At 69.0% G+C, this 19,987-nt stretch carries 15 protein-coding genes; 7 read left to right on the forward strand and 8 right to left on the reverse strand.

Going from position 1 to position 19,987, the window contains the following annotated elements:
* The 3 genes from I55_RS02200 to I55_RS02210 all read left to right on the forward strand — a co-directional run.
* Window positions 1-1,706, forward strand: a 1,706-nt coding sequence (locus I55_RS02200; protein ID WP_376739162.1) for a GLUG motif-containing protein, incomplete at its 5' end; no start/stop codon positions are given.
* A gap of 127 nt (window positions 1,707-1,833) precedes the next feature.
* A complete protein-coding gene (locus I55_RS36740; protein ID WP_044558833.1) occupies window positions 1,834-8,019 on the forward strand; it encodes an MBG domain-containing protein in 6,186 nt (2,061 codons plus the stop codon).
* A gap of 59 nt (window positions 8,020-8,078) precedes the next feature.
* Entirely contained in the window at window positions 8,079-9,848 is a 1,770-nt protein-coding gene (locus I55_RS02210) for a ShlB/FhaC/HecB family hemolysin secretion/activation protein (protein WP_044558834.1), read from the forward strand.
* A gap of 139 nt (window positions 9,849-9,987) precedes the next feature.
* Here the strand turns inward: I55_RS02210 and cydX are convergent, their stop codons facing one another.
* The 8 genes from cydX to I55_RS02240 are packed head-to-tail and all read right to left on the reverse strand — an operon-like array spanning window position 9,988 to window position 16,538.
* Window positions 9,988-10,116 (reverse strand): cytochrome bd-I oxidase subunit CydX, encoded by a 129-nt coding sequence (gene cydX / locus I55_RS34020; protein ID WP_083900778.1) that lies wholly within the window; start codon window positions 10,114-10,116, stop codon window positions 9,988-9,990.
* A gap of 26 nt (window positions 10,117-10,142) precedes the next feature.
* Window positions 10,143-11,279, reverse strand: a complete 1,137-nt coding sequence (cydB, locus tag I55_RS02215; protein WP_044558835.1) for a cytochrome d ubiquinol oxidase subunit II — start codon at window positions 11,277-11,279, stop codon at window positions 10,143-10,145.
* Window positions 11,280-11,292: 13 nt separating this feature from the next.
* On the reverse strand, window positions 11,293-12,858 hold the full coding sequence (locus I55_RS02220; protein WP_044558836.1) for a cytochrome ubiquinol oxidase subunit I: 1,566 nt from the start codon (window positions 12,856-12,858) through the stop codon (window positions 11,293-11,295).
* On the reverse strand, window positions 12,858-13,061 hold the full coding sequence (gene cydP, locus I55_RS35635; RefSeq protein WP_148293538.1) for a cytochrome oxidase putative small subunit CydP: 204 nt from the start codon (window positions 13,059-13,061) through the stop codon (window positions 12,858-12,860). Before cydP ends, I55_RS02220 begins: the two co-directional genes overlap by 1 nt.
* Before the next feature lie 33 nt (window positions 13,062-13,094).
* Complete coding sequence (locus tag I55_RS02225; RefSeq protein ID WP_044558837.1) at window positions 13,095-13,463, reverse strand: carboxymuconolactone decarboxylase family protein; 369 nt, start codon at window positions 13,461-13,463, stop codon at window positions 13,095-13,097.
* A 54-nt stretch (window positions 13,464-13,517) separates the two neighbouring features.
* Entirely contained in the window at window positions 13,518-15,002 is a 1,485-nt protein-coding gene (locus tag I55_RS02230; protein WP_044558838.1) for an efflux transporter outer membrane subunit, read from the reverse strand.
* Between the two features lie 22 nt (window positions 15,003-15,024).
* Window positions 15,025-15,228: a DUF2892 domain-containing protein gene (locus I55_RS02235; protein WP_044558839.1), complete on the reverse strand. Its 204-nt coding sequence runs from the start codon at window positions 15,226-15,228 to the stop codon at window positions 15,025-15,027.
* A 14-nt stretch (window positions 15,229-15,242) separates the two neighbouring features.
* Window positions 15,243-16,538, reverse strand: a complete 1,296-nt coding sequence (locus I55_RS02240) for an NAD(P)/FAD-dependent oxidoreductase (RefSeq protein ID WP_044558840.1) — start codon at window positions 16,536-16,538, stop codon at window positions 15,243-15,245.
* A 333-nt stretch (window positions 16,539-16,871) separates the two neighbouring features.
* Here I55_RS02240 and I55_RS02245 point away from each other — a divergent pair, with 333 nt between their 5' ends.
* From I55_RS02245 to I55_RS02260, 4 genes are all read left to right on the forward strand, one after another.
* Window positions 16,872-17,204: a helix-turn-helix transcriptional regulator gene (locus I55_RS02245; protein WP_044558841.1), complete on the forward strand. Its 333-nt coding sequence runs from the start codon at window positions 16,872-16,874 to the stop codon at window positions 17,202-17,204.
* Window positions 17,205-17,245: 41 nt separating this feature from the next.
* The gene (locus tag I55_RS02250; protein WP_044558848.1) at window positions 17,246-17,581 is read left to right on the forward strand and encodes a rhodanese-like domain-containing protein; all 336 of its coding nucleotides are present in this window, start codon (window positions 17,246-17,248) and stop codon (window positions 17,579-17,581) included.
* A gap of 32 nt (window positions 17,582-17,613) precedes the next feature.
* Window positions 17,614-18,633 carry an efflux RND transporter periplasmic adaptor subunit gene (locus tag I55_RS02255; RefSeq protein ID WP_044558842.1) on the forward strand — a complete coding sequence of 340 codons (1,020 nt, stop codon included), beginning with the start codon at window positions 17,614-17,616 and terminating at the stop codon, window positions 18,631-18,633.
* A partial coding sequence (locus I55_RS02260; RefSeq protein WP_044558843.1) for an efflux RND transporter permease subunit occupies window positions 18,630-19,987 on the forward strand: 1,358 nt, incomplete at its 3' end. The genes I55_RS02255 and I55_RS02260, both read left to right, overlap by 4 nt.

Genomic DNA, 19,987 nt, shown 5'->3' on the forward strand with positions numbered 1-19,987 from the left:
CATCGCGGACAGCTGTCCACCGCCACGGTCAGCAGCTCGGGCACCAGCAGCCACGGCTTGTACGTGGGTGGTTGGTGGGGCAAAGCACCGGCACCATTGCCCGGTCCTGGGCCTCCGGCTCCGTCAGCGGCTGGACCGACGTCGGTGGCCTGGTGGGCCTTGCCAGCGGCGCCATCACCACCTCCAGCGCCAGTGGCGCCGTCACCGGTGGGGGCAGCGTGGTCGGCGGGCTGGTGGGAAACCTGTATGGCACCAGCCTGACCAACACCTACGCCACCGGCAGCGTCACCGCCTTCCAGGAAGCCGGCGGGCTGGTCGGCATCATCCAGGTGGCGGGCGCCAGCATCAACAACAGCTACGCCAGCGGCCCGGTCAGCAGCACCAGCGGCAGCGTCTACACCAGCGGCCTGGTGGGCCTGTCCAGCGTGACGTTCACCGCCAGCAATTCGTTCTGGGACGTCACCACCACGGGGCGGAGCTACGGCGCCGCCAGCGGCGGCAGCGGCCTGACGGTGGCCGGCTTCACCGGCCTCACCGGCATCCAGGGCTACACCCAGGCCACCTTCACCGGCGCCGGCTGGGATTTCACCAACACCTGGTACATGGTCGACGGCAGCACGCGGCCCCTGTTGCGGTCGGAGGCCTCCACCACCTTGCGCACGGCCCATCAGCTACAGCTGATGAGCCTGAACCCCACGCTCAACTACGCCCTGGCGAACGACATCAACCTGGGCAGCGCCCTGTCCGCCACCGGGGAGGTCTGGACCAGTGGCGGCTTCTCCCCCATCGACAACTCCGGTGGCAGTTTCGCCACCACGTTCGATGGCGGCGGCCACACCATCACCGGCCTGACCATCAACCGGTCCGTCACCAGCGATGTCGGCTTCTTCACCCAACTCTCCGGCTATGTCCATGATTTGACGCTCACCAACGTCTCTGTCACCGGCGACACCGATGTCGGCGGCTTGGCGGGGTCCGCGAGCGGGGGAAACATCACCAAGGTCACGGTGACCGGCAGCATCACCGGCAACAGCACCGTCGGCGGATTGTTGGGCAGCAGCGCCGGCCTGCTGCTGCAGACCAAGGCGGATGTCCTGATCACCGCCAGCGGCACCAACGTGGGGGGCCTGGCGGGCAGCAACGGCGGCACCATCCAGGACAGCTATGCCCTGGGCGGCATCCGCACGACGGCCGTTGGCAGCGGACAGGCCGTTGGCGGGCTGGTCGGCAGCAACAGCGGAACGATCCAGGACGCCTACGCGCAGACGGCCCTGCTGGGCACGGTGAATGCCGGCGGCTCGGCCGTGGGCGGCCTGGTGGGCAGCAACAGCGGCACCGTGGCCAACACCTACAGCATCGGCGCGGTGGTCATCACCGGCACCACCACGCTGGGCGGCCTGATCGGCAGCAACGCCGGCACCGCCAGCAACAGCTTCTATGACACCGAAACCTCCGGCCTGTCCGCTGGCGTGGGCAGCGGCACGGCCACCGGCATCACGGGCAAGACCACCGCCCAATTGCAGACGCGGTCCACCTTGACCGGCGCCGGCTGGGATTACACCACCCCGGTCTGGGGCATGATCGACGGCACCACCCTGCCTTATTTCACCTGGGAACATTCGGGTGGCGTCCAGATCGTGACCGGCACCGCCTACAGCGACGCCCCGGCAGCGGTTTTCCTGTCCCCAAACGGGTCAGCGCGCTGACCAACGGAACCAGCTTGGGCAGCGGTTTCGCCGGCCCAACGGTTATTACTACATCTGGGCCAATGGCAGCCCCATCACCGGCGGCACCCTCGTGGCCTACTGAACCCCGGCGCTGAGTAACACCACGGTGGGCAACGCCGTCCACCTGACCACCAGCGGCGGCACCACCACCGGCCTGACCGTCCTGGGCAACGCGGTGCAGATGACCAGCGACGGCCCGGCCGTCAGTACCAGCGCGCTGGCCAGCGCCCGGCCGTCCGGCATCGATTCCAGCCTGCTCTACACCGTATCGGGCAGCACCATCACGCTGTCCGCCAACGCCAGCCTGGATATTGAGGCCGGCAGCCGCGCGATCACCATCGACGATGCCCTGGTGTTGAGCGGCACGGGCACCCTGACGCTGAACAGCACCGGCACCAGCACGCAGTCGGCCGCCATCACCACGCCCAGCCTGCTGCTGCTGGGCAGTGGCGGTGTCTGGCAGCTGGGCAGCCTGTCCAGCGGCAACAGCATCAACAGCATCGGCACGCTGGCCGCCAACACGGGCTCCATCCTGATCGGATCCGGCAGCGCGCTGGCGGTGGGCACCCTGGGGTCCACCACCGGCATCACCCTGACCGGCGGCCTGGGCTTCACCGGCGCCAGCACCAGCGTCACCCAGACCCAGGCGATCAGCGCCGGCGGCCTGGCGCTGGAGGGCGGCAGCTATACCCTGACCAGCACGGGCAACGCCTTCACGCATTTCACCGCCAACGGCGCCACGTTCAGCGTCGCGACCTCGGGCGCCGTCACCGTGGACAGCGTGACCGCCGGTGGCAGCAGCTACAACGGCCTGGTCCTGAGCGGCACGGCCAGCAACAGCCTGACGGCCGGCGGTGACCTGACGGTGGCGGTCCCCAGCACCAGCGCCACCCTGGCGGCTGGCGGGACCCTGACCCTGACGGCCGGCGGCGATCTGACCGTCACAGACACCAGCCTGACCATCGCTTCCGGCACTGGCGCCAGCACCCTGACGCTGGTGGCCGGTAACAACGTGACCTTGCAGGGTACCTCCAGCGCCATCACGGTCAGCGGCATCGTCGGCGCCGGGCTGAACCTGTCCCTGTATGCCGACAGCGACAACAGCGGCGCCGGCGGCATCACCCTCAGCCGCGTCAACGTCCTGACCAAGGGCGGGACCCTGGCCCTGGTCGGGGGCCCCGTCGTCAGCGACCCCACGACCGCGGGCAACGCCCACAGCACGGGTGCGAGCGCCACCGACGATGCCGCCATCGGCATCACCGCCAGCACCATCAGCCTGGAGGGGGGCAACGCCGTCCTGAAGGGCGACGGGCAGGCCAACGTCACCGGCACCTCCTCCGGCATCGTGCTGACCAACAGCAGCCTCACGACCACCGTCACCGGCACCCTGACCCTGACCGGCGGCGCTACGACCAGCACCGCCGCCGGCGCGCATGCCGGCATTCAACTGGTGGGCAGCACGCTGCAGACGGCGGCCGGGGACATCACCCTGACCGGCACGGCGGCGGCGGGCCCCGGCGGCAATACCGGCCTGCTGGTCAACGGCGGCGGCGTCACCGCCACCACCGGCGGCATCACCCTGACCGGCACGGGCACGGGCGGCACCGGCTTGCGGCTTTACGGCGAAACGCTCAGCGCCACCAGCGGCGCCATCGTCCTGACGGGCAGCGGCACCAGCGGCGCCGGCCTGGTGCTGGGTGACGGCGCCAGCACGGCCGCCAGCATCGGCGGCGGCACGCAGACCGGCGCCATCACGCTGACCAGCGACGACTTCGCCCTGTCCAGCGGCGTGGCGCCCAGCATCATCACCACGGGCACCGTGACCCTGCGCCAGCAGTCCGCCGACCGCGCCCTGGCCGTGGGCGGCAGCGTGACCGGCGCCGATGTTTTGAGCGCCGCCGGCATCAACGGTGTCACCGCCGGCACCCTCGTCCTTGGCCGCGCGGACATCAGTGAGACCGCCGGCTACACCATCGCCGGGGCCATCGCCCCCACCAACGTAACGACCCTGTCCCTGGTGACGGGCGGCGCCATCACCCAGTCCAGCGGTGCCGGCATCACCGTCCCCAACCTGGTCGTGCGCGCCGCGGGCGACATCGGCCTGGCCACCGCCGCCAACAGCGTCGGCACCCTGGCGGCCAGCACCAGCGCCGGCGGCGTCAGCTTCACGGACGCCGGCGCCCTGACCGTGGGTACGGTCGACGGCCTGAGCGGGGTCACGGGCGTCACCACGGTGCAACTGACGGCCGGGGCCGGTAGCCTGCTGACGGTGAACCAGGCCGTCAGCGGCGGCACCGGCATCACGCTGACGGCCGACCGCATGGCCCTGGCCAGCACCGTCAGCGCCACCAGCACCGGCACCGTCCAGTTGGGGACCGCCACCACCAGCGGCTGGAACGTCGACCTGGGCAGCACCAGTGACGCTTCGGCCACCACCCTGGAATTGTCCTCGGCCGAACTGAACCGCGTCACCGCCAGCAGCCTGACGGTTTCCGGCGCCGGCATCGCCGTGAGCGGCGCCATCGCGCCCGCCAACATCACCACGCTGAGCCTGACGGCCACCGGCGCCATCGGGCAGACCAGCGGCAACACCTTGACGGTCAGCACCCTGGGGCTCAGCGCTGGCGGCGCCATCACCCTGGACCAGGCCAATGTCGTCGGCACCCTGGCCGCCAGCGCCACTGGCGCCGTCAGCATCGTCACCACCGGCGCCCTGGCCATAGGCACGGTGGGCGGCACCAGTGGCGTCAGCGGCGCCACCGTCAGCCTGCAATCGGGCAACGGCGCCCTGATGACGGTGAACCAGGCCATTTCGGGGACCAGCGTGACCCTGACGGCCGATCGGCTGGACCTGGCCAGCACGGTCACCGCCACCGGCGGCGGGACGGTCAGCCTGGGCACGGCCACCACCAGCGGCTGGGCCGTGGACCTGGGCGGCACCGGCAACGCCGGCGTCACCACCCTTGAGCTGTCGGCGGCGGAACTGAACCGGATCACCGCCGGCACCCTGGCCGTGTCGGGCGACACCATCACCGTCAGCGCCGCCGTGGCCCCGGCCCACGCCGACACGCTGAAGCTGACCGCGCTCAACACCATAAGCCAGGCCAGCGGCGGCACACTGACCATCGCCAACCTGGGCCTGCAGGCCGGCAGCACCATCGTCCTGGACCAGGCCAACAGCATCAGCACCCTGGCCGCCAGCGCCACCGGCGGCGTCACCGTCAGCGACAGCGGTGCGCTCACCATCGGCACGGTGGCCGGCATCACCGGCGTCAGCGGCACCACCATCGCCCTGACCTCAGGCGCCGGCAGCCTGATGACCGTTTCCAGCGGGATTTCCGGCACCGCCGTCACCCTGACGGCCGATCGGCTGGACCTGGCCAACACGGTCACCGCCACGGGTGGAGGTACCGTCAGTCTGGCCACGGCCACCACCAGCGGCTGGGCTGTCGACCTGGGCAGCACCGGCACCGCCGGCGCCACCACCCTTGAGCTGTCGGCGGCGGAACTGAACCAGATCACCGCCGGAACCCTGGCCGTGTCGGGCGACGCGATCACCGTCAGCGCCGCCGTGGCCCCGGCCCACGCCGACACGCTGAAGCTGACCGCGCTCAGCACCATAAGCCAGGCCAGCGGCGGCACGCTGACCATCGCCAACCTGGGCCTGCAGGCCGGCGGCGCCATTGTCCTGGACCAGGCCAACGGCATCGGCACCCTGGCCGCCCACGCCACCGGTGGCGCCGTCACCGTCAGCGACAGTGGTGCGCTCACCATCGGCACGGTGGCCGGCATCACCGGTGTCAGCGGCACCACCATCGCCCTGAGCTCAGGCGCCGGCAGCCTGATGACCGTCTCCAGCGGGATTTCCGGCACCGCCGTCACCCTGACGGCCGATCGTGTGAACCTGACCAGCGGCGTGACCGCGACCGGCACCGTCACCCTGGCACCCGTCACCAGCGGCTGGGCCGTCGACCTGGGCAGCGCCAGCGACGCCACCACCGGCACGTTGGAGCTGTCGGCGGCGGAGTTGGACCGCGTCACCGCCAGTACCCTGGTGGTGGATCCGCCCGTGTCCGGCGACATCGTCATCAGCACCGCCATCGCTCCAGCCCATGCCGGTACGCTGGTGCTGGAGGCGGGCGGGGCTATTTCCCAGGCCAGCGGCGCCACCATCACCGTGGGCAGCCTGGGACTGAACGCCGGCGGCGCCATCACCCTGACCCAGGCCAACAGCGTCGGCACCCTGGCCGCCAACGCCGGCGGCGTGCTGGCCTTCACCAACACAGGTGCCCTGACCATCGGCACCGTCGGCAGCATCAGCGGCATCACCGCCACGGGTGCTGTGACCATCACCGCCAGCGGGGCGCTAACAGTGGCCAACGCGGTGACCAGCCAAGCCACCGGCGACGCCGTCACCCTGTCGACCACCAGCGCCTTCATCAACACCACCGGCTCCAGCGCCATCACCACCGCCAGCGGCCGGTGGCTGGTTTACTCCGCCACCTCGGCCGGCGACACTTTTGGTGATCTGGACAGCGGCAACACCGCTCTGTGGAACCGCACCCTGGCCTCCGGCACGGTGGTGGATAGCGGCAACCGCTATGTCTTCGCGGAACAGCCCACCCTGGTGATCACGGCCAGCGACCTGACCAAGACCTATGGCCAGGATGTCAGTGGCACGCTGACCTATACCCTGTCCGGTGGCGCGACCGGCGTGGCCCATGCCTATCTGGGCGCCGCCGGTCTCGGCACCGCCCCGACGTTGACCTCCGCCGGGGCCGGCAGCGGCGCCAACACGGGTGGCTATGCCATTACGGCGAGCGGAGCCATCGCCACCGATGGCTCCGCCATCAGCTACGTCGCCGGCACCCTGACGGTGAACAAGGCGGCGCTGACGGTCACCGCCAACAGCGCCACCGTCACCTATGGCCAGGCCCCCAGCCTGGGCGCCAGCTATAGCGGCTTCGTCAACGGCGAAACCGCCGCCGTCCTGGGCGGCAGCCTGGCCATAAGCGGGGCGGGTACGAACGCGGGCAGCTACACCCTGACCCCCGGCGGCCTGACCGCCACCAACTACGCCATCAGCTATGTCGCCGGTACCCTCACGGTGAACAAGGCCGCGCTGACGGTCACCGCCAACAACGCCACCGTCATCTACGGCCAGGCCCCCAGCCTGGGCGCCAGCTACAGCGGCTTCGTCAATGGCGAGACCGCCGCCGTGCTGGGCGGCAGCCTGGCGATAAGCGGGGCGGGCACGAATGCCGGCAGCTACACCCTGACCCCCGGCGGCCTGACCGCCGCCAACTACGACATCAGCTACGTTGCCAGCACCCTGACAGTGAACAAGGCGGCGCTGACGGTCACCGCCAACAGCGCCACCGTCACCTATGGCCAAGCCCCCAGCTTGGGCGCCAGCTACAGTGGCTTCGTCAATGGCGAGACCGCCGCCGTCCTGGGCGGCAGCCTGGCGATAAGCGGGGCGGGCACTAATGCCGGCAGCTACACCCTGACCCCCGGCGGCCTGACCGCCGCCAACTATGACATCAGCTACGTTGCCGGCACCCTGACGGTGAACAAGGCGGCGCTGACGGTCACCGCCAACAATGCCACCGTCACCTATGGCCAGGCCCCCAGCCTGGGCGCCAGCTACAGCGGCTTCGTCAACGGCGAAACCGCCTCCGTGCTGGGCGGCAGCCTGGCGATAAGCGGGGCGGGCGCGAATGCCGGCAGCTACACCCTGACCCCTGGCGGCCTGACCGCCGCCAACTACGCCATCAGCTATGTCGCCGGAACCCTCACAGTGAACCGCGCGCCGTTGACCGTCACGGCCAACGACGTCACCGTCGCCTTTGGCGGCACCCCCTCCTACAGCGCCAACTACGCGGGCTTCGTGTACGGGGAGACCAGCGCCGTCCTGGACGGCGCCTTGACCTTCAGCGGCGCCGGCACCGCCGCCGGCGCCTACCGGATCACGCCGGGCGGTCTCACCTCCAGCAACTATCTCATCACCTATGTGGCGGGACTTCTGACGGTGCAGGCTGATACCACGCCCATCGTGTTGCCGGAGGTGCCATCCTCCACCCATTTCGTGGACCAGCCGTCGGGCAAGGTGCCGTTCACCCCGACCCAGCCGCTCGTGGGCTCCGACTATTCCCCGGGCAGTTACCGCGTCATCTACCTGGCGCCGCCGGCCACGACAGGCGAAACCATCACCAACACCTCGACCTTCTCCGCCACCCATCAGGATGGGACGGATGAGATGGAATTCGAGATCGCCAAGCGGTGGCGTTGACGCCCGTCATGACCGCCCCTCGCCAGCAACCCGCCCCCACGTCCATTCCCAGGAATTCCATGTCCGTCCCCCCGGCACGCGTCCTTTCGGCCCTACTTCTGGTCGGCCTGTCGCTGGTCCCCCTGCGGGCGCAGGCACAGAGCTATGAACGCATCGCTCCCAAGGAGCCGCCCGCCAAGGTGCCGGCGGACCAGGCGCCGCAGCCCCCCACCCCGGCGGCCCCCGCGCCAGAGTCCGATCGGGTGATTTTGCCCCAGTTGAAGGGGCTGGCCTTCGTACCGACGCCCGCCGCCGTCCATCCTGGTGGCAGCACGGTCACCGGCGTGGACACCGGCCATATCGACATCCTGGAGCGGTCCGGCTTCCGCCCCATCGCGGAGGCATACATCGGCAAGCCCCTGCGTCTGGCGGATCTGAATGAGCTGGCCCGCCGCATCGTCGCCTTCTACCGCGACAACGACCACCCGCTGGTCGACGTGCTGGTGCCGGAGCAGGACATCGACAACGGCACCGTGCAGGTGGTGGTTCGTGAATTCACCGTGGGCCAGGTGGCGGCCGAGGGCAATGAATGGTTCGACAGCGCCCTGCTGACCCGCCACATCAGCGCGGGCCCGGGCGACCGGGTTGAAGGCGAGCGCCTGCTGCGCGAGGTGAACGGTCTAAACGAGAACCCCTTCCGCCAGGTGGATCTGGTCTATCGGCCGGGCACGGCGCCCGGCACCACCGATCTGGTGTTGTCCACCCGCGACCGGTTCCCCCTGCGTGTCTACGCCGGCTATGACAACAGCGGCGCGCCCAGCACGGGGCGTGACCGCTGGAACCTGGGTTTCAACTGGGGCAACGCCTTCTGGCAGGATGAGCAGCTGTCCTACCAGCTGACCACCAGCAATGACTTCTGGCACGATCGGCCCGGCGGCCGGAACGCGTCCTTCGTCGGCCATTCCCTCAGCTGGCTGGCGCCCCTGCCGTGGCAGGACCGGTTGATGATTTTCGGCAGTTATGAGGAAAGCGTGCCCAACGTGGGTAACGATTTCGGCCTGGTGGGCAAGAGCGGGCAGGCCAGCCTGCGGTATCAAATCCCGTTGGCGCGGGCATCGGATTTCTCCCATCAACTGGAATTCGGCTACGATTTTAAGACCACCAACAACAACCTGGCCTTCGGTGGCGTTGAGATTTCGCGCACGGCCACGGAGATCAACCAGTTCTCCGCCAACTATAACGCCACCCTGGGGGACGCTTGGGGCAGCACGGGGTGGAGCAACACCTTGGTGTGGAGCCCCGGCGGCCTCACCGGCGACAACACCAACGCCGCCTTTCAGCCGGGTGACAACCAGTCCGGCCGCCTGGGTGCGAAGGCCAACTATCTTTATGTCCGCAGCGAACTGAACCGCCTGGTCAAGCTGCCGGAGGAGGCGGTCTGGGCCACCCGGGTGGTCGGACAGCTGAGCAACCGCGCCTTGCTGGACACCGAACAGCTGGGGGCCGGCGGCGCCGATATCCTGCGCGGCTATTATGAGCGCGCGGTGAACGGCGACCAGGGCGTGCTGATCAGCACGGAACTGCGCAGCCGCGCGTTCAAGCTGGTGCAGCGGGGCCCCGATGATGCCCTGCAGCTGCTGGCCTTCTTTGATTACGGCAGCCTGTGGAACCGCAACACCCCGGCCGGCGAAAGCGACAACGTCAATTTGGCCAGCACCGGCGTCGGGCTGGGCTATACCTATGGCACCTACCTGACCGTGAAGTTCGCCTACGGCTGGCAGCTGCGCAAGCTGCCGGGGGCGGCGGAAAAGGGTGAGCTCAGCCACGTCTCCGTAACGCTGAGCTATTGATGCGGTGCCTCATATCATCTGAGCCGCCCGACGGATTGGTGGAGGCGGTTGGACCGTGATAGCTCCATCAACTCCTGAAGCTCGCCGGAGCGTCAAGGTTACGGTCGGGCACCTTTTTCCGGCGTGTGGTTCGGGCCCATCACGGGGATTTGCCCGACCTTCCGGAACGGACCTTGCCATCGGCTTCTGATAGTTCCAGCCACATGGCGTTCAGGACGGAAAAGGCGCACGCCAGGCCCAATCCCAATATCCAACTGAAATACCACATTGTCTTTCTCCCGGAACGCAGTGTGATCAGTAAAAGGCGCTGCCATCGATAGTGATGTCTTGCGCCCGCACGGGGCCCCGCAGCACGCGGAAGACCCAAGCGGTGTAGGCCAGGATCAGCGGCACGAAGATGATGGTCGCCACGAGCATGATCTTGAGGGTGCCCAGGGAGGATGAGGCGTCCCACACCGTCAGGCTGGAGGCCGGATCGCTGGACGACGGCAGCAGGAAGGGGAAGGCGCTGACCCCCGCCGTGCCCACGATGCCGGCCACAGCCAGCGACGAGGTGACGAAGGCGAGGCCCGGCCGGCCGGCCCGGACCAGCGCCCAGGTGGCCAGCGCGCCGACATAGGCCAGCACCGGCACGGCGATGCTGAGCGGCAGGCGGCGATAGTTCTCCAGCCAGGCGCCGGGCGCGTGCGCCACCGTCTTCATCAGAGGATTGGAGGGACCGCCGGTGGTGATGGCGCTGGTGATGGCATAACCGTCGATGCCCATCGCGACCCACAGGCCCGCCAGGCTGAACAGCGCCAACAGGGCAACGACGGCCCACGGAACGGTCTTGCGCGCCCGCGCCGCCACCGCTCCGTCCGTCTTCACGGAAAGATAGACGGCACCGTGCATGACCACCATGGCCAGGCTGACCAGACCGCACAGCAGGGCGAAGGGATTCAGCAGGCCGAAGAAGCCACCGGTATAGGTCACGCGCAGGTCGGCGTCGAATTGGAAGGGAACGCCCCGCAGCACGTTGCCGAAGGCGACGCCGAACACCACCGCTGGCACCACGCCGCCCACCACCAGGGCGGTGTCCCAGGTACGGCGCCAGGCCGTCCCCTCCAGCTTGGACCGGAACTTGAAGCCCACCGGGCGCAGGATCAGGGCGCACAGCGCCAGGAACATGGCGATGTAGAAGCCGGAGAAGGCCGTGGCGTACAGCGCCGGCCAGGCGGCGAACACGGCACCACCCCCCAGGATCAGCCAGACCTGGTTGCCTTCCCACACCGGGCCGATGGTGTTAATCATCACCCGGCGGTCCAGGTCGGATCGGCCGATGACGGGCAGCAGGGCGGCAACCCCCAGGTCGAAGCCGTCCATGATGGCGAAGCCGATCAGCAGCACGCCCAGCAGCACCCACCACAGCAGGCGCAAGGTTTCGTAGTCCATGGCTGTTGCCTCCTTATTCGCCGGCCGCGACGACGGCATGGAGCGGGGCTGGCCGCATGGGCGTCGTCTCCAGCGGGCCGTGGCGGATGACCTTGACCATCAGGTACAGTTCCACCACCGCCAGCACGCTGTAGAACAGGATGAAGCCCGCCAGGCTGAACCAGACGTTGCCGGCCGGCACGTTGGAGGCGGACAGGAAGGTCGGCAGGATGCCGTCGATGGTCCAGGGCTGGCGGCCACCCTCCGCCACGTACCAGCCCAGTTCCGCCGCCACCCAGGGCAGCGGCAGGGCCGCCGCGGCGACCCGCAGGAACAGGGGGCTTTCCAGCCGCCGGCGGGCCGACAGCACGAAGGCGGTGGCGAACAGGGCGATGAAGAAGAAGCCCAGGCCCACCATGATGCGGAACGACCAGAACAAGGGGGCGACCGCCGGCACGGTGTCGTGGGCCGCCGCCGCGATCTGCGCGTCGGTCGCGTCCGTCACCACCGGGGTATAGCGTTTGAGCAGCAAGGCATAGCCCAGGTCGTTGACGTGGGCCTCGAACGTCGCCCGGGCATCGGCGTCGGTGCGATCCTGGCGCAGACGCTGCAGGGCGCCGTAGGCCACCATGCCGCTACGGATCCGATCGGCCGCCACCTCCACCAGCTGGTTGATGCCCATGACCGGCATGTCGATGGACCGGGTGGCGATCAGCCCCATGACATAGGGGATGCGCACGGCGTAGTTGGTGCGGTGGCCCAGTTGGTCGGGAAAGCCGATCACGGTGAAGGAGGCGGGCGCCGGCTCCGTCTCCCACATCGCCTCGATGGCGGCCAGCTTCATGCGCTGGTTCTGGCCGGCGGTGTAGCCGCTTTCGTCACCCAGCACGACGACCGAGAGCGAGGCGGCCAGGCCGAAACTGGCGGCCACCGTCATGGAACGCCGCGCCAGGGCGACATGGCGGCCGCGCAGCAGGTAAAGCGCGCTGACGGCCAGCACGAAGACGGCGCCGGTGACGTAACCGGCGCTGACGGTGTGCACGAACTTGTCCTGGGCCACCGGGTTGAAGATGACGTCGGCGAAGTTCGCCACCTCCATCCGCATGGTGTCGGTGTTGAAGGTGGCGCCCACGGGATGTTGCATCCATCCGTTGGCGATCAGGATCCAGAGCGCGCTGAAATTGCTGCCCAGGGCCACCAGCCAGGTGACCACCAGATGGCCGACCGCCGACAGTTTGTTCCAGCCGAAGAAGAACAGCCCGATGAAGGTCGCTTCCAGGAAGAAGGCCATCAGGCCCTCGATGGCCAGCGGCGCCCCGAAGATGTCACCCACATAGTGCGAGTAATAGGCCCAGTTGGTGCCGAACTGGAATTCCATGGTGATGCCGGTGGCGACACCCATGGCGAAGTTGATGCCGAACAGCAGGCCCCAGAACTTGGTCATGTCGCGCCAGATGGTCCGGCCGGTCATGACGTAGACGCTTTCCATGATGGCCAACAGCAGGGACAGGCCCAGCGTCAGCGGCACGAACAGGAAATGGTACATGGCCGTCAGCCCGAACTGCAGGCGTGACAGCGTTACGACATCGATATCGGGCATTACAGTCCCTCATCCTTGGGAGCGGCCGCGGGTGCCGCGAACAGCGCCGATCCGACCGCGCTGGGCGTGACCTTTGGCCGGTGGGCTGGCGAGAAGAACAGGAAGAACAGGGCGCACAGCAAAACCAGCTTCAGCGCGGTGAACATCAGCACCCGCTTCAGCAGCAATCGCCCCGTCAGGGGCGGCGCGGTTCCATGGGCCATGGGCTTTCCCCTCGCTGGCCATGCCGTTTCCACTCAGGTCGCGGCGGGGGCGCCGGCCGCCCGGCCGGCGAACTGATCGAACGCTTCCAGCGCCTGGGCGGCGTACATGACGGAGGGCCCGGCGCCCATGTATATCGCCATGCCCATGGTCTCCAGCACCTCTTCGCGGCTGGCCCCCTGGCGGTGGGCCGCCTCGGCATGGAAGCCGACGCACCCGTCGCACCGCGTGGCGACGGCGATGGCCAGCGCGATCAGTTCCTTGGTCTTGGTGTCCAGCGCCCGCGTTTCCAGCGCCGACCGGGCCATGGCGGAGAACGATTTCATGACCTCCGGGGTGCCTCCCCGCAGTTCCCGGATGGCGCCGGTCAGCGTCGCGGTAAGGTCGGCCCAATCATGGTACATGGTCTTCTGCTCCCAATGAGGCGAGGGCGGGCGAAAGACCACCCGCCGATGGTTTCACAAACGCCCTGTGTGGTCCAGCCGTGCCGGCTCCGTCGGGGTAGCGACACTTTCGTCCGGCTGCGCCGCCCAGTGGCGCCAATCGCCGCCCATGGCGACATACAGGCCGATGACGTCCACCCAGCGACGCCCAAGGGCGGCATCCCGACTGGCGCGGGCCATCTGCCAGTCCCGCTCCGCCGCCAGCACGGCCAGGTGATTGACGGCGCCGCGGGCGAACGCCGCCTGCATCATCGTCCGCTGCTTCGCCGCGACCGACAGGGCCAGGTCGGCGCTGGCCAGCGCGTCGCCGTCGTTCGCCAGGGCCTGCAGGATGTCGCCCACCTGCTGGAAGGCGGTCAGGACGGTCTGGCGATAGTCCGCGCCGCTGGCCTCGAACTCCGCCTTGGCGGCGCGGCGCGCGGCGTTCAGGGCGCCGCCATGGAACAGGGGCGCGGTGACGCCCGCAGCCACGCCGCCCTGGGTGGAATCGCTGCTCCAGAACAGGGCCGTGCTGGCCGCCGCCTGTTCCAGCCCGGCGGTGAGCTGCACGCGGGGGAACATGTTGGCCGTGGCCACGCCCACGGCGGCGCTGGCGGCATGCAGGTCGGCCTCCGCCGCCATGATGTCGGGCCGCTGGCGGACCAGATCGGATGGCAGGCTGAGCGGCAGGTCCGCCGGCAGGGCCATGTCGGCGAGGCTGAGCGCGGGTGGCCGCCATTCGGCCGGGGCGACGCCCAGCAGCACCGCCAGCGCGTTGTGGGTGGCGCCCAGCCGCTGCCGCAGCGCCGGCAGTTCGGCCTCGTCCCGCGCCAGCCGCGCCTCGGCGGATGTCACCGCGCTCTCGGGCAGGCTTCCCGCCACCACGCCGTGACGGGTCGCCTCCAGTGCCTCCCGGTCGGCGGCGACGGCGGCGAGGGTGTCCCGCAACGCGTCCGCCGTGGCGGCGGCGGTGACGGCCTGCACCGCCGCGTTGCCCGTCAACATGACGTAGGCCGCGGCCGTGCGGTAGCCGGCCGCCTCCGCCCTGGCGTCGTCCTCCTCCACCTGGCGGCGGTCCCCGCCGAAGAAATCCAGGCTGTAGCTGATCGTGGCACCGACGGAATACAGGTAGAAGACCGGAGAGTGCCCCTGCATGCCGAAGGTGACCAGGTTGACCCGCTTGCGGGCGACGCCGCCCGTCGCGTCAACCTGGGGCCACAGACGGCCGGCGGAGGCGTCGGCCATCTCCTGCGCCCCGCGCAACCGCGCCTTGGCCGCCGCCAGCGTCAGGTTCCCGGTCACGGCGCTGTCCACGATGGCGCCGAGGGCCGGGGAACCCAGGCCGCGCCACCATACGTCGCCCACCGGCGCGCCCAACCGGACGGGATCGGCCGGCGGCGACACGGAATAGGACGTGACCTTGGGCGCATCGGGCGGATGGAAATCCGGTCCAACGGTGCAGCCGGCAAGGGCGAAGCAGAGGCTGGCGGTCAGGCTGGTGGTCAGGGCGGGGCGGCGCATGGCGGTCACCTCAAGGCCGTTCTCAGTGGAAGGCCGTGCCGGGCTTCAGCCCCAGCCGCTTCAGGATCAGGGCGGCAGGGCAGAAGCCGGTGAAGCCGGCCTGGAACAGGTTGGCGCCGACGAAGGCCGTCAACAACAGCCAGTAAGGGCTGACCAGCCATCCCAGCAGCAGGCTGAGCAGGATCATGAAGCCGGCAAAGGAAAGGACGGAACGATCGATGTTCATGACGGGACACTCCTTCAAAGCGTGGGGGCCGCGTCGGGCGCCGCCTTGACCTTGCGGATATTGAGGCGGTCCAGGATGAAGCGCTCGAAGAAGGGCTCGCTGGTGCCGCGCCGGACCTTGCCGATGAAGTATTTCTCGAAGGCGATCTTGGCGACGTGCACCCATTTGCCTTCGGAGGACCAGTTGACGTTACGCGGCGGGATCTGCGGCTGGGCCACGAAGGCGACGCCACCGTCACCGAAATCGGCCAGGCAGATGGCGTTCAGCGTGGGCTTCCACTGGACCGGTTCACCGCGCAGCAGGGCGCCGACGTTGTGAGCCGTCGCCGTCACCATGGATTCGATCATGAAGCCGGTCTTGGGCACGCCCACCGGTACCGGCGTCGGCCCGACCGGCGGGATGGCGACGCAGACGCCCACGGCGAAGACATTGGGAAAGGCGGGGTTGCGCTGGAACGCGTCCGTCAGGATGAAGCCGCGCGGATTGGCCAGCCCTTCCACCCCCCGCACCGCCTCCACCCCGCGGAAGGCGGGCAGCAGCATGGCATAGGCATGGGGCAGGCGGTGGGTGGCGGTCACCGCCCCGCCTTGCCCCACCTCTTCAACCGTCATGCTGTCAGCGTCGACCTGAGTGACGCGGGCGCTGGTGATCCATTTGATATGGCGCTGGCGCAACTCGTGCTCCAGCGTGCTCTTGGTGTCGCCCACCCCGTCCAGCCCAAGATGGCCGATGTAGGGTTCCGAGGTCACGAAGGTCATCGGCACCTGGTCGCGCAGGCCCCGGCGCCGCAACTCCGTGTCCAGCAGCATGGCGAACTCATAGGCCGGACCGAAGCAGGACGCGCCCTGCGCCGCGCCCACGACGATGGGGCCGGGCTTTTCGCACAGGCGGTTGAAGGCGGCATAGGCCTGCTCGGCATGCCCGACCTGACAGATGGAGTGGGTGTGATGGGCGGGGCCAAATCCGGGAATCTCGTCAAAGGCCAGCTCCGGGCCGGTGGCGATGATCAGGTAGTCGTAGGACAGCGACGTCCCATCCTCCAGATCCAGGCGGTTTTCCGCCGGGTGGATGCGCTGGGCGCCGGCGGTCTCAAACCTGATCTTCTTCTGCGCCATGATGGGCTGAAGGTCGATCTCGATGGCGGCGCGCTCGCGCCATCCCACCGCCACCCATGGGTTGGACGGCACGAAATGGTAATGCTGCCCCTGGCCGACCAGGGTCAGCCGATCATCGGCCCGCATCTGGTCCGCCACCTCATAAGCCATGAGCGTGCCGCTGAGGCCGGCGCCCACGATCACGATATCCGCCATGAAACCTTCCTCCCGGTGGGCCGTCCTCGCGACGACTGAGCTGTGTCTGTGGGGGCGGCCATAGTCCTTGTCGCCATAGTCCTTGTCGCCGGTTGCGGCCTTCGGACGCCGGCCATTCATGCCCGCGCGCTTTCGCGGCCTGACCTGGCGCAACCGTTCGATGGAACCGCATCCGAAGGCCCTTGCCGAACGTCGATGACCTCTATATATTCGTATTATCGAATATACGCAACTACGAAGATTCATAGGTTAAGGCGTCCGGTCATTGCCCAGAGGGGGTGCCTCTGGCAAGGAGAAGGCCCAAGGCTCGTTCGCGATCAGGAAAGTTCTCCCATGACCTTAGACGCCCTGCTCATGTCCGAGGCGGCCGAACAGGCTGCCGACCTGCTGAAGTCGCTGGCCAACCGCACCCGTCTGCTCATCGTCTGCCAGCTGGTGGGCGGGGAGCGGTCGGTGGGTGAACTGGCGGACTTCCTGGACATCCGGGACTCCACCGTGTCCCAGCATCTGGCGCTGCTCCGGCGCGAGGGGCTGGTGGGGGCCCGCCGTGACGGACAGACCATCTGGTACAGCATCACCAGCGAGCCGGCCCGGCAGGTGCTGGAAGTGCTGTACCGGCATTACTGTCCGCCCACCCCCAACTGCGAACCGCCCCAGCCGGACTGAAGACCCGCCCGGCCGTGGGGTGTCCTGAGGACCAGACCATCATGATCACCCATAACGCCTATCTCGACCTTGATCCCGTCACCGCCCACGGCCTGGTCCGTGACGGGCATGCCATCCTGATCGATGTTCGCGAAAGCGGCGAACACGCGGCCGAACATATCCCCGGCGCTCTGCTGCGCCCCCTGTCCAGTTTCGATCCCCAGGCCCTTCCCCGGGCCCTTCCCCGGGACGGCGTCGCCATCATCCTGCAATGTGGGTCGGGCAAGCGCTCCGCCACCGCCATGGCGAAATGCCGTGCGGCGGGGGTGCCCTGCCATGGCCACATCGAAGGCGGGATCATGGCCTGGAAGGCCGCCGGCCTGCCAACCCAGCGCTGATCATTCGGCACCCATTCCTGGAGAACGGCCCCATGCGCGCGACCATCGCCCTGGCCCTGGCCTTGGCTTGCCCGGTTTCATCCATCGTCGCGGCGGCCGCGGCGGAGCCCACCTCCCGGGTGGACGCCCCGTTGACCCTGGCGCTCACCTTGATCGGGGATGAGCGGCCGGTGGCCGCCACCATCGAAGGCACCAAGACGGTCCCCGCCCGGGTCCGCTCCGGCGGGACGGTGTCGGGCATCCTGGTGCGCGAGGGCGATATCGTGGCGGCGGGCCAGGTCCTGGCCACCCTGCGCGACGCGAAGCTGTCAGCCCAGAAGGCCGGCGCCGACGCGCGGGTGGAGGAGGCGAGGGCGCGGCTGGCGCAGGCGCGCCAGGATGTGACCCGCAACCAGCCCCTGGTCGCCCAGGGCGTCATCAGCCAGGCGCAGCTAGAAGCCATGCAAACGGCGGCGACCGCCGCGGCAGAGGCCCTACACGGGGCCGAGGCGGAGCGCGGCGTGCTGGCCCAGCGCCTGGCGGAAACCCAGGTCCTGGCCCCGGCGAACGGGCGCGTGGTTCAGATCGCGGTATCCCCAGGCGTGGAGTTGATGCCGGGCGAAGCGCTGGCGCTGGTGGCGACCGGCCCGGCCGTCATCCGCCTGCGCCTGCCGCAGGACGGGGCCATCGCCCTGAAGGTGGGGGATACCGTACGCGTCGACGACATCGCCGCCGGAGGCCCGGTCACGGCCATGATCAGCCTGGTCTATCCCCGGGTTGAGGACGGCGCCGTGGTGGCTGACGCCGCCGCGCCCAACCTGGCGGGCGCCTTGATCGGCCAACGGGTGCGCGCCTGGGTGCCGGAGGGACACCGTCCGGCCATCCTGGTGCCCGCGGAGTATCTGACGACCCGTTTCGGCCTGGACTATGCCCGTCTGCGCGAGGCTGGCGGACATGTCGCCGACGTGCCGGTGCAGCGCGGTGCGGCGCATCCCGCCGCCACCAAGGGCCAGCCGGTGCTGGTGGAGATTCTGTCCGGCCTGCATGCGGGTGACGTGGTGGTGAAGCCATGAAGCTGGGCCTATCCGGCCGCCTCACCCAGGCGACCCTGCATTCCCCCTTGACGCCCCTGTTCCTGCTGGCGGCCCTGGCCGTCGGCCTGCTGGCGCTGCTGACCATCCCCCGGGAGGAAGAGCCGCAGATCAGCGTGCCCATGGTGGATGTCATCGTTGACGCGGACGGTCTGCGGGCCCAGGACGCGGCCGAGCTGCTGACCCTGCCGCTGGAGGCCATCGTCAAGGGCATCAACGGCGTGGAACATGTCTACAGCCAGACGCGCGACGACAAGGTGATGGTCACCGCCCGCTTCCAGGTCGGAACGCGGGAGGATGACGCCGTTCTGCGCGTCCACGAACGCATCCGCGGCAACTATGACCGGCTGCCGGTGGGCACGCCCGAACCGCTGATCGTCAAGCACGGCATCAACGACGTGGCCATCGTCACCCTGACCCTGAGCCCGAAGCCGGACCAGGCGGCGCGGTGGAACGATGCCGCCCTGTACGACCTGGCGGAAAAACTGCGCCTGGAATTGGTCAAGGTGGATGACATCGGCCTGACCTACCTGGCGGGGGGAGCCCCGGGGCAGGTGAGGGTGGAGCCTGACCTGGATCGCCTGGCGCTGAACCATGTCACCATGGAGGAGCTGGCGGCCCGTATCCGTGCCGCCAGCGGCACCCTGCTGGCGGGCGGTGTGCGCGATGCCGGTGTCCAGCGCGACGTGGTCGCGGGTCGCAGCTTGGTGGGCGTGCCCGATATCGGCCAACTGCTGTTGACCACCCGCGACGGGCGCCCCGTCTATGTCCGCGATGTCGCCCGCGTCGTCATGGGCCCGGCGCAGGCCGAGCACCGGGTCTGGAACCTGTCCCGGGCCGAGGACGGCGGCCCCTGGCGCCAGACGCCCGCCGTGACGGTGGCGTTGGCCAAGCGTGCCGGCGCCAACGCGGTGGTGGTGTCGCAAGCCATCCTGGACCGGGTGGAAAAGCTGAAGGGCAGTCTGATCCCCGACGGCATCAACGTCGGCGTCACCCGCGACTATGGCGAGACGGCCAACGAGAAGGCCAACGAGCTGCTGCTGCACCTGGGCATCGCGACCCTCTCCATCGTGGTGCTGATCCGCCTGGCCATCGGCTGGCGTGAGGCGGTGGTGACCCTGGTGGTCATCCCGGTCACCATCCTGCTGACGCTGTTCGCGGCGGAGCTGATGGGCTACACCATCAACCGTGTCAGCCTGTTCGCCCTGATCTTCGCCATCGGCATCCTGGTGGACGACGCCATCGTCGTGGTGGAGAACATCGCCCGTCATTGGGCCATGCGTGACGGTCGCGACCGTGTGCGGGCCACCATCGACGCGGGGCTGAGGGGGCAACC

The sequence above is a fragment of the Azospirillum sp. B4 genome (genome assembly GCF_000333275.1).
Classification (GTDB): domain Bacteria; phylum Pseudomonadota; class Alphaproteobacteria; order Azospirillales; family Azospirillaceae; genus Nitrospirillum.

Coding starts and splice junctions, on each gene's coding strand:
- cydB (WP_044558835.1), bottom strand. CDS start 11,279: ATGGACTACGAAACCTTGCGCCTGCTGTGGTGGGTGCTGCTGGGCGTG.
- cydP (WP_148293538.1), bottom strand. CDS start 13,061: ATGGCCCATGGAACCGCGCCGCCCCTGACGGGGCGATTGCTGCTGAAG.
- cydX (WP_083900778.1), bottom strand. CDS start 10,116: ATGTGGTATTTCAGTTGGATATTGGGATTGGGCCTGGCGTGCGCCTTT.
- I55_RS02230 (WP_044558838.1), bottom strand. CDS start 15,002: ATGCGCCGCCCCGCCCTGACCACCAGCCTGACCGCCAGCCTCTGCTTC.
- I55_RS02255 (WP_044558842.1), top strand. CDS start 17,614: ATGCGCGCGACCATCGCCCTGGCCCTGGCCTTGGCTTGCCCGGTTTCA.
- I55_RS02220 (WP_044558836.1), bottom strand. CDS start 12,858: ATGCCCGATATCGATGTCGTAACGCTGTCACGCCTGCAGTTCGGGCTG.
- I55_RS02250 (WP_044558848.1), top strand. CDS start 17,246: ATGATCACCCATAACGCCTATCTCGACCTTGATCCCGTCACCGCCCAC.
- I55_RS02225 (WP_044558837.1), bottom strand. CDS start 13,463: ATGTACCATGATTGGGCCGACCTTACCGCGACGCTGACCGGCGCCATC.
- I55_RS02210 (WP_044558834.1), top strand. CDS start 8,079: ATGTCCGTCCCCCCGGCACGCGTCCTTTCGGCCCTACTTCTGGTCGGC.
- I55_RS02245 (WP_044558841.1), top strand. CDS start 16,872: ATGACCTTAGACGCCCTGCTCATGTCCGAGGCGGCCGAACAGGCTGCC.
- I55_RS02240 (WP_044558840.1), bottom strand. CDS start 16,538: ATGGCGGATATCGTGATCGTGGGCGCCGGCCTCAGCGGCACGCTCATG.
- I55_RS02235 (WP_044558839.1), bottom strand. CDS start 15,228: ATGAACATCGATCGTTCCGTCCTTTCCTTTGCCGGCTTCATGATCCTG.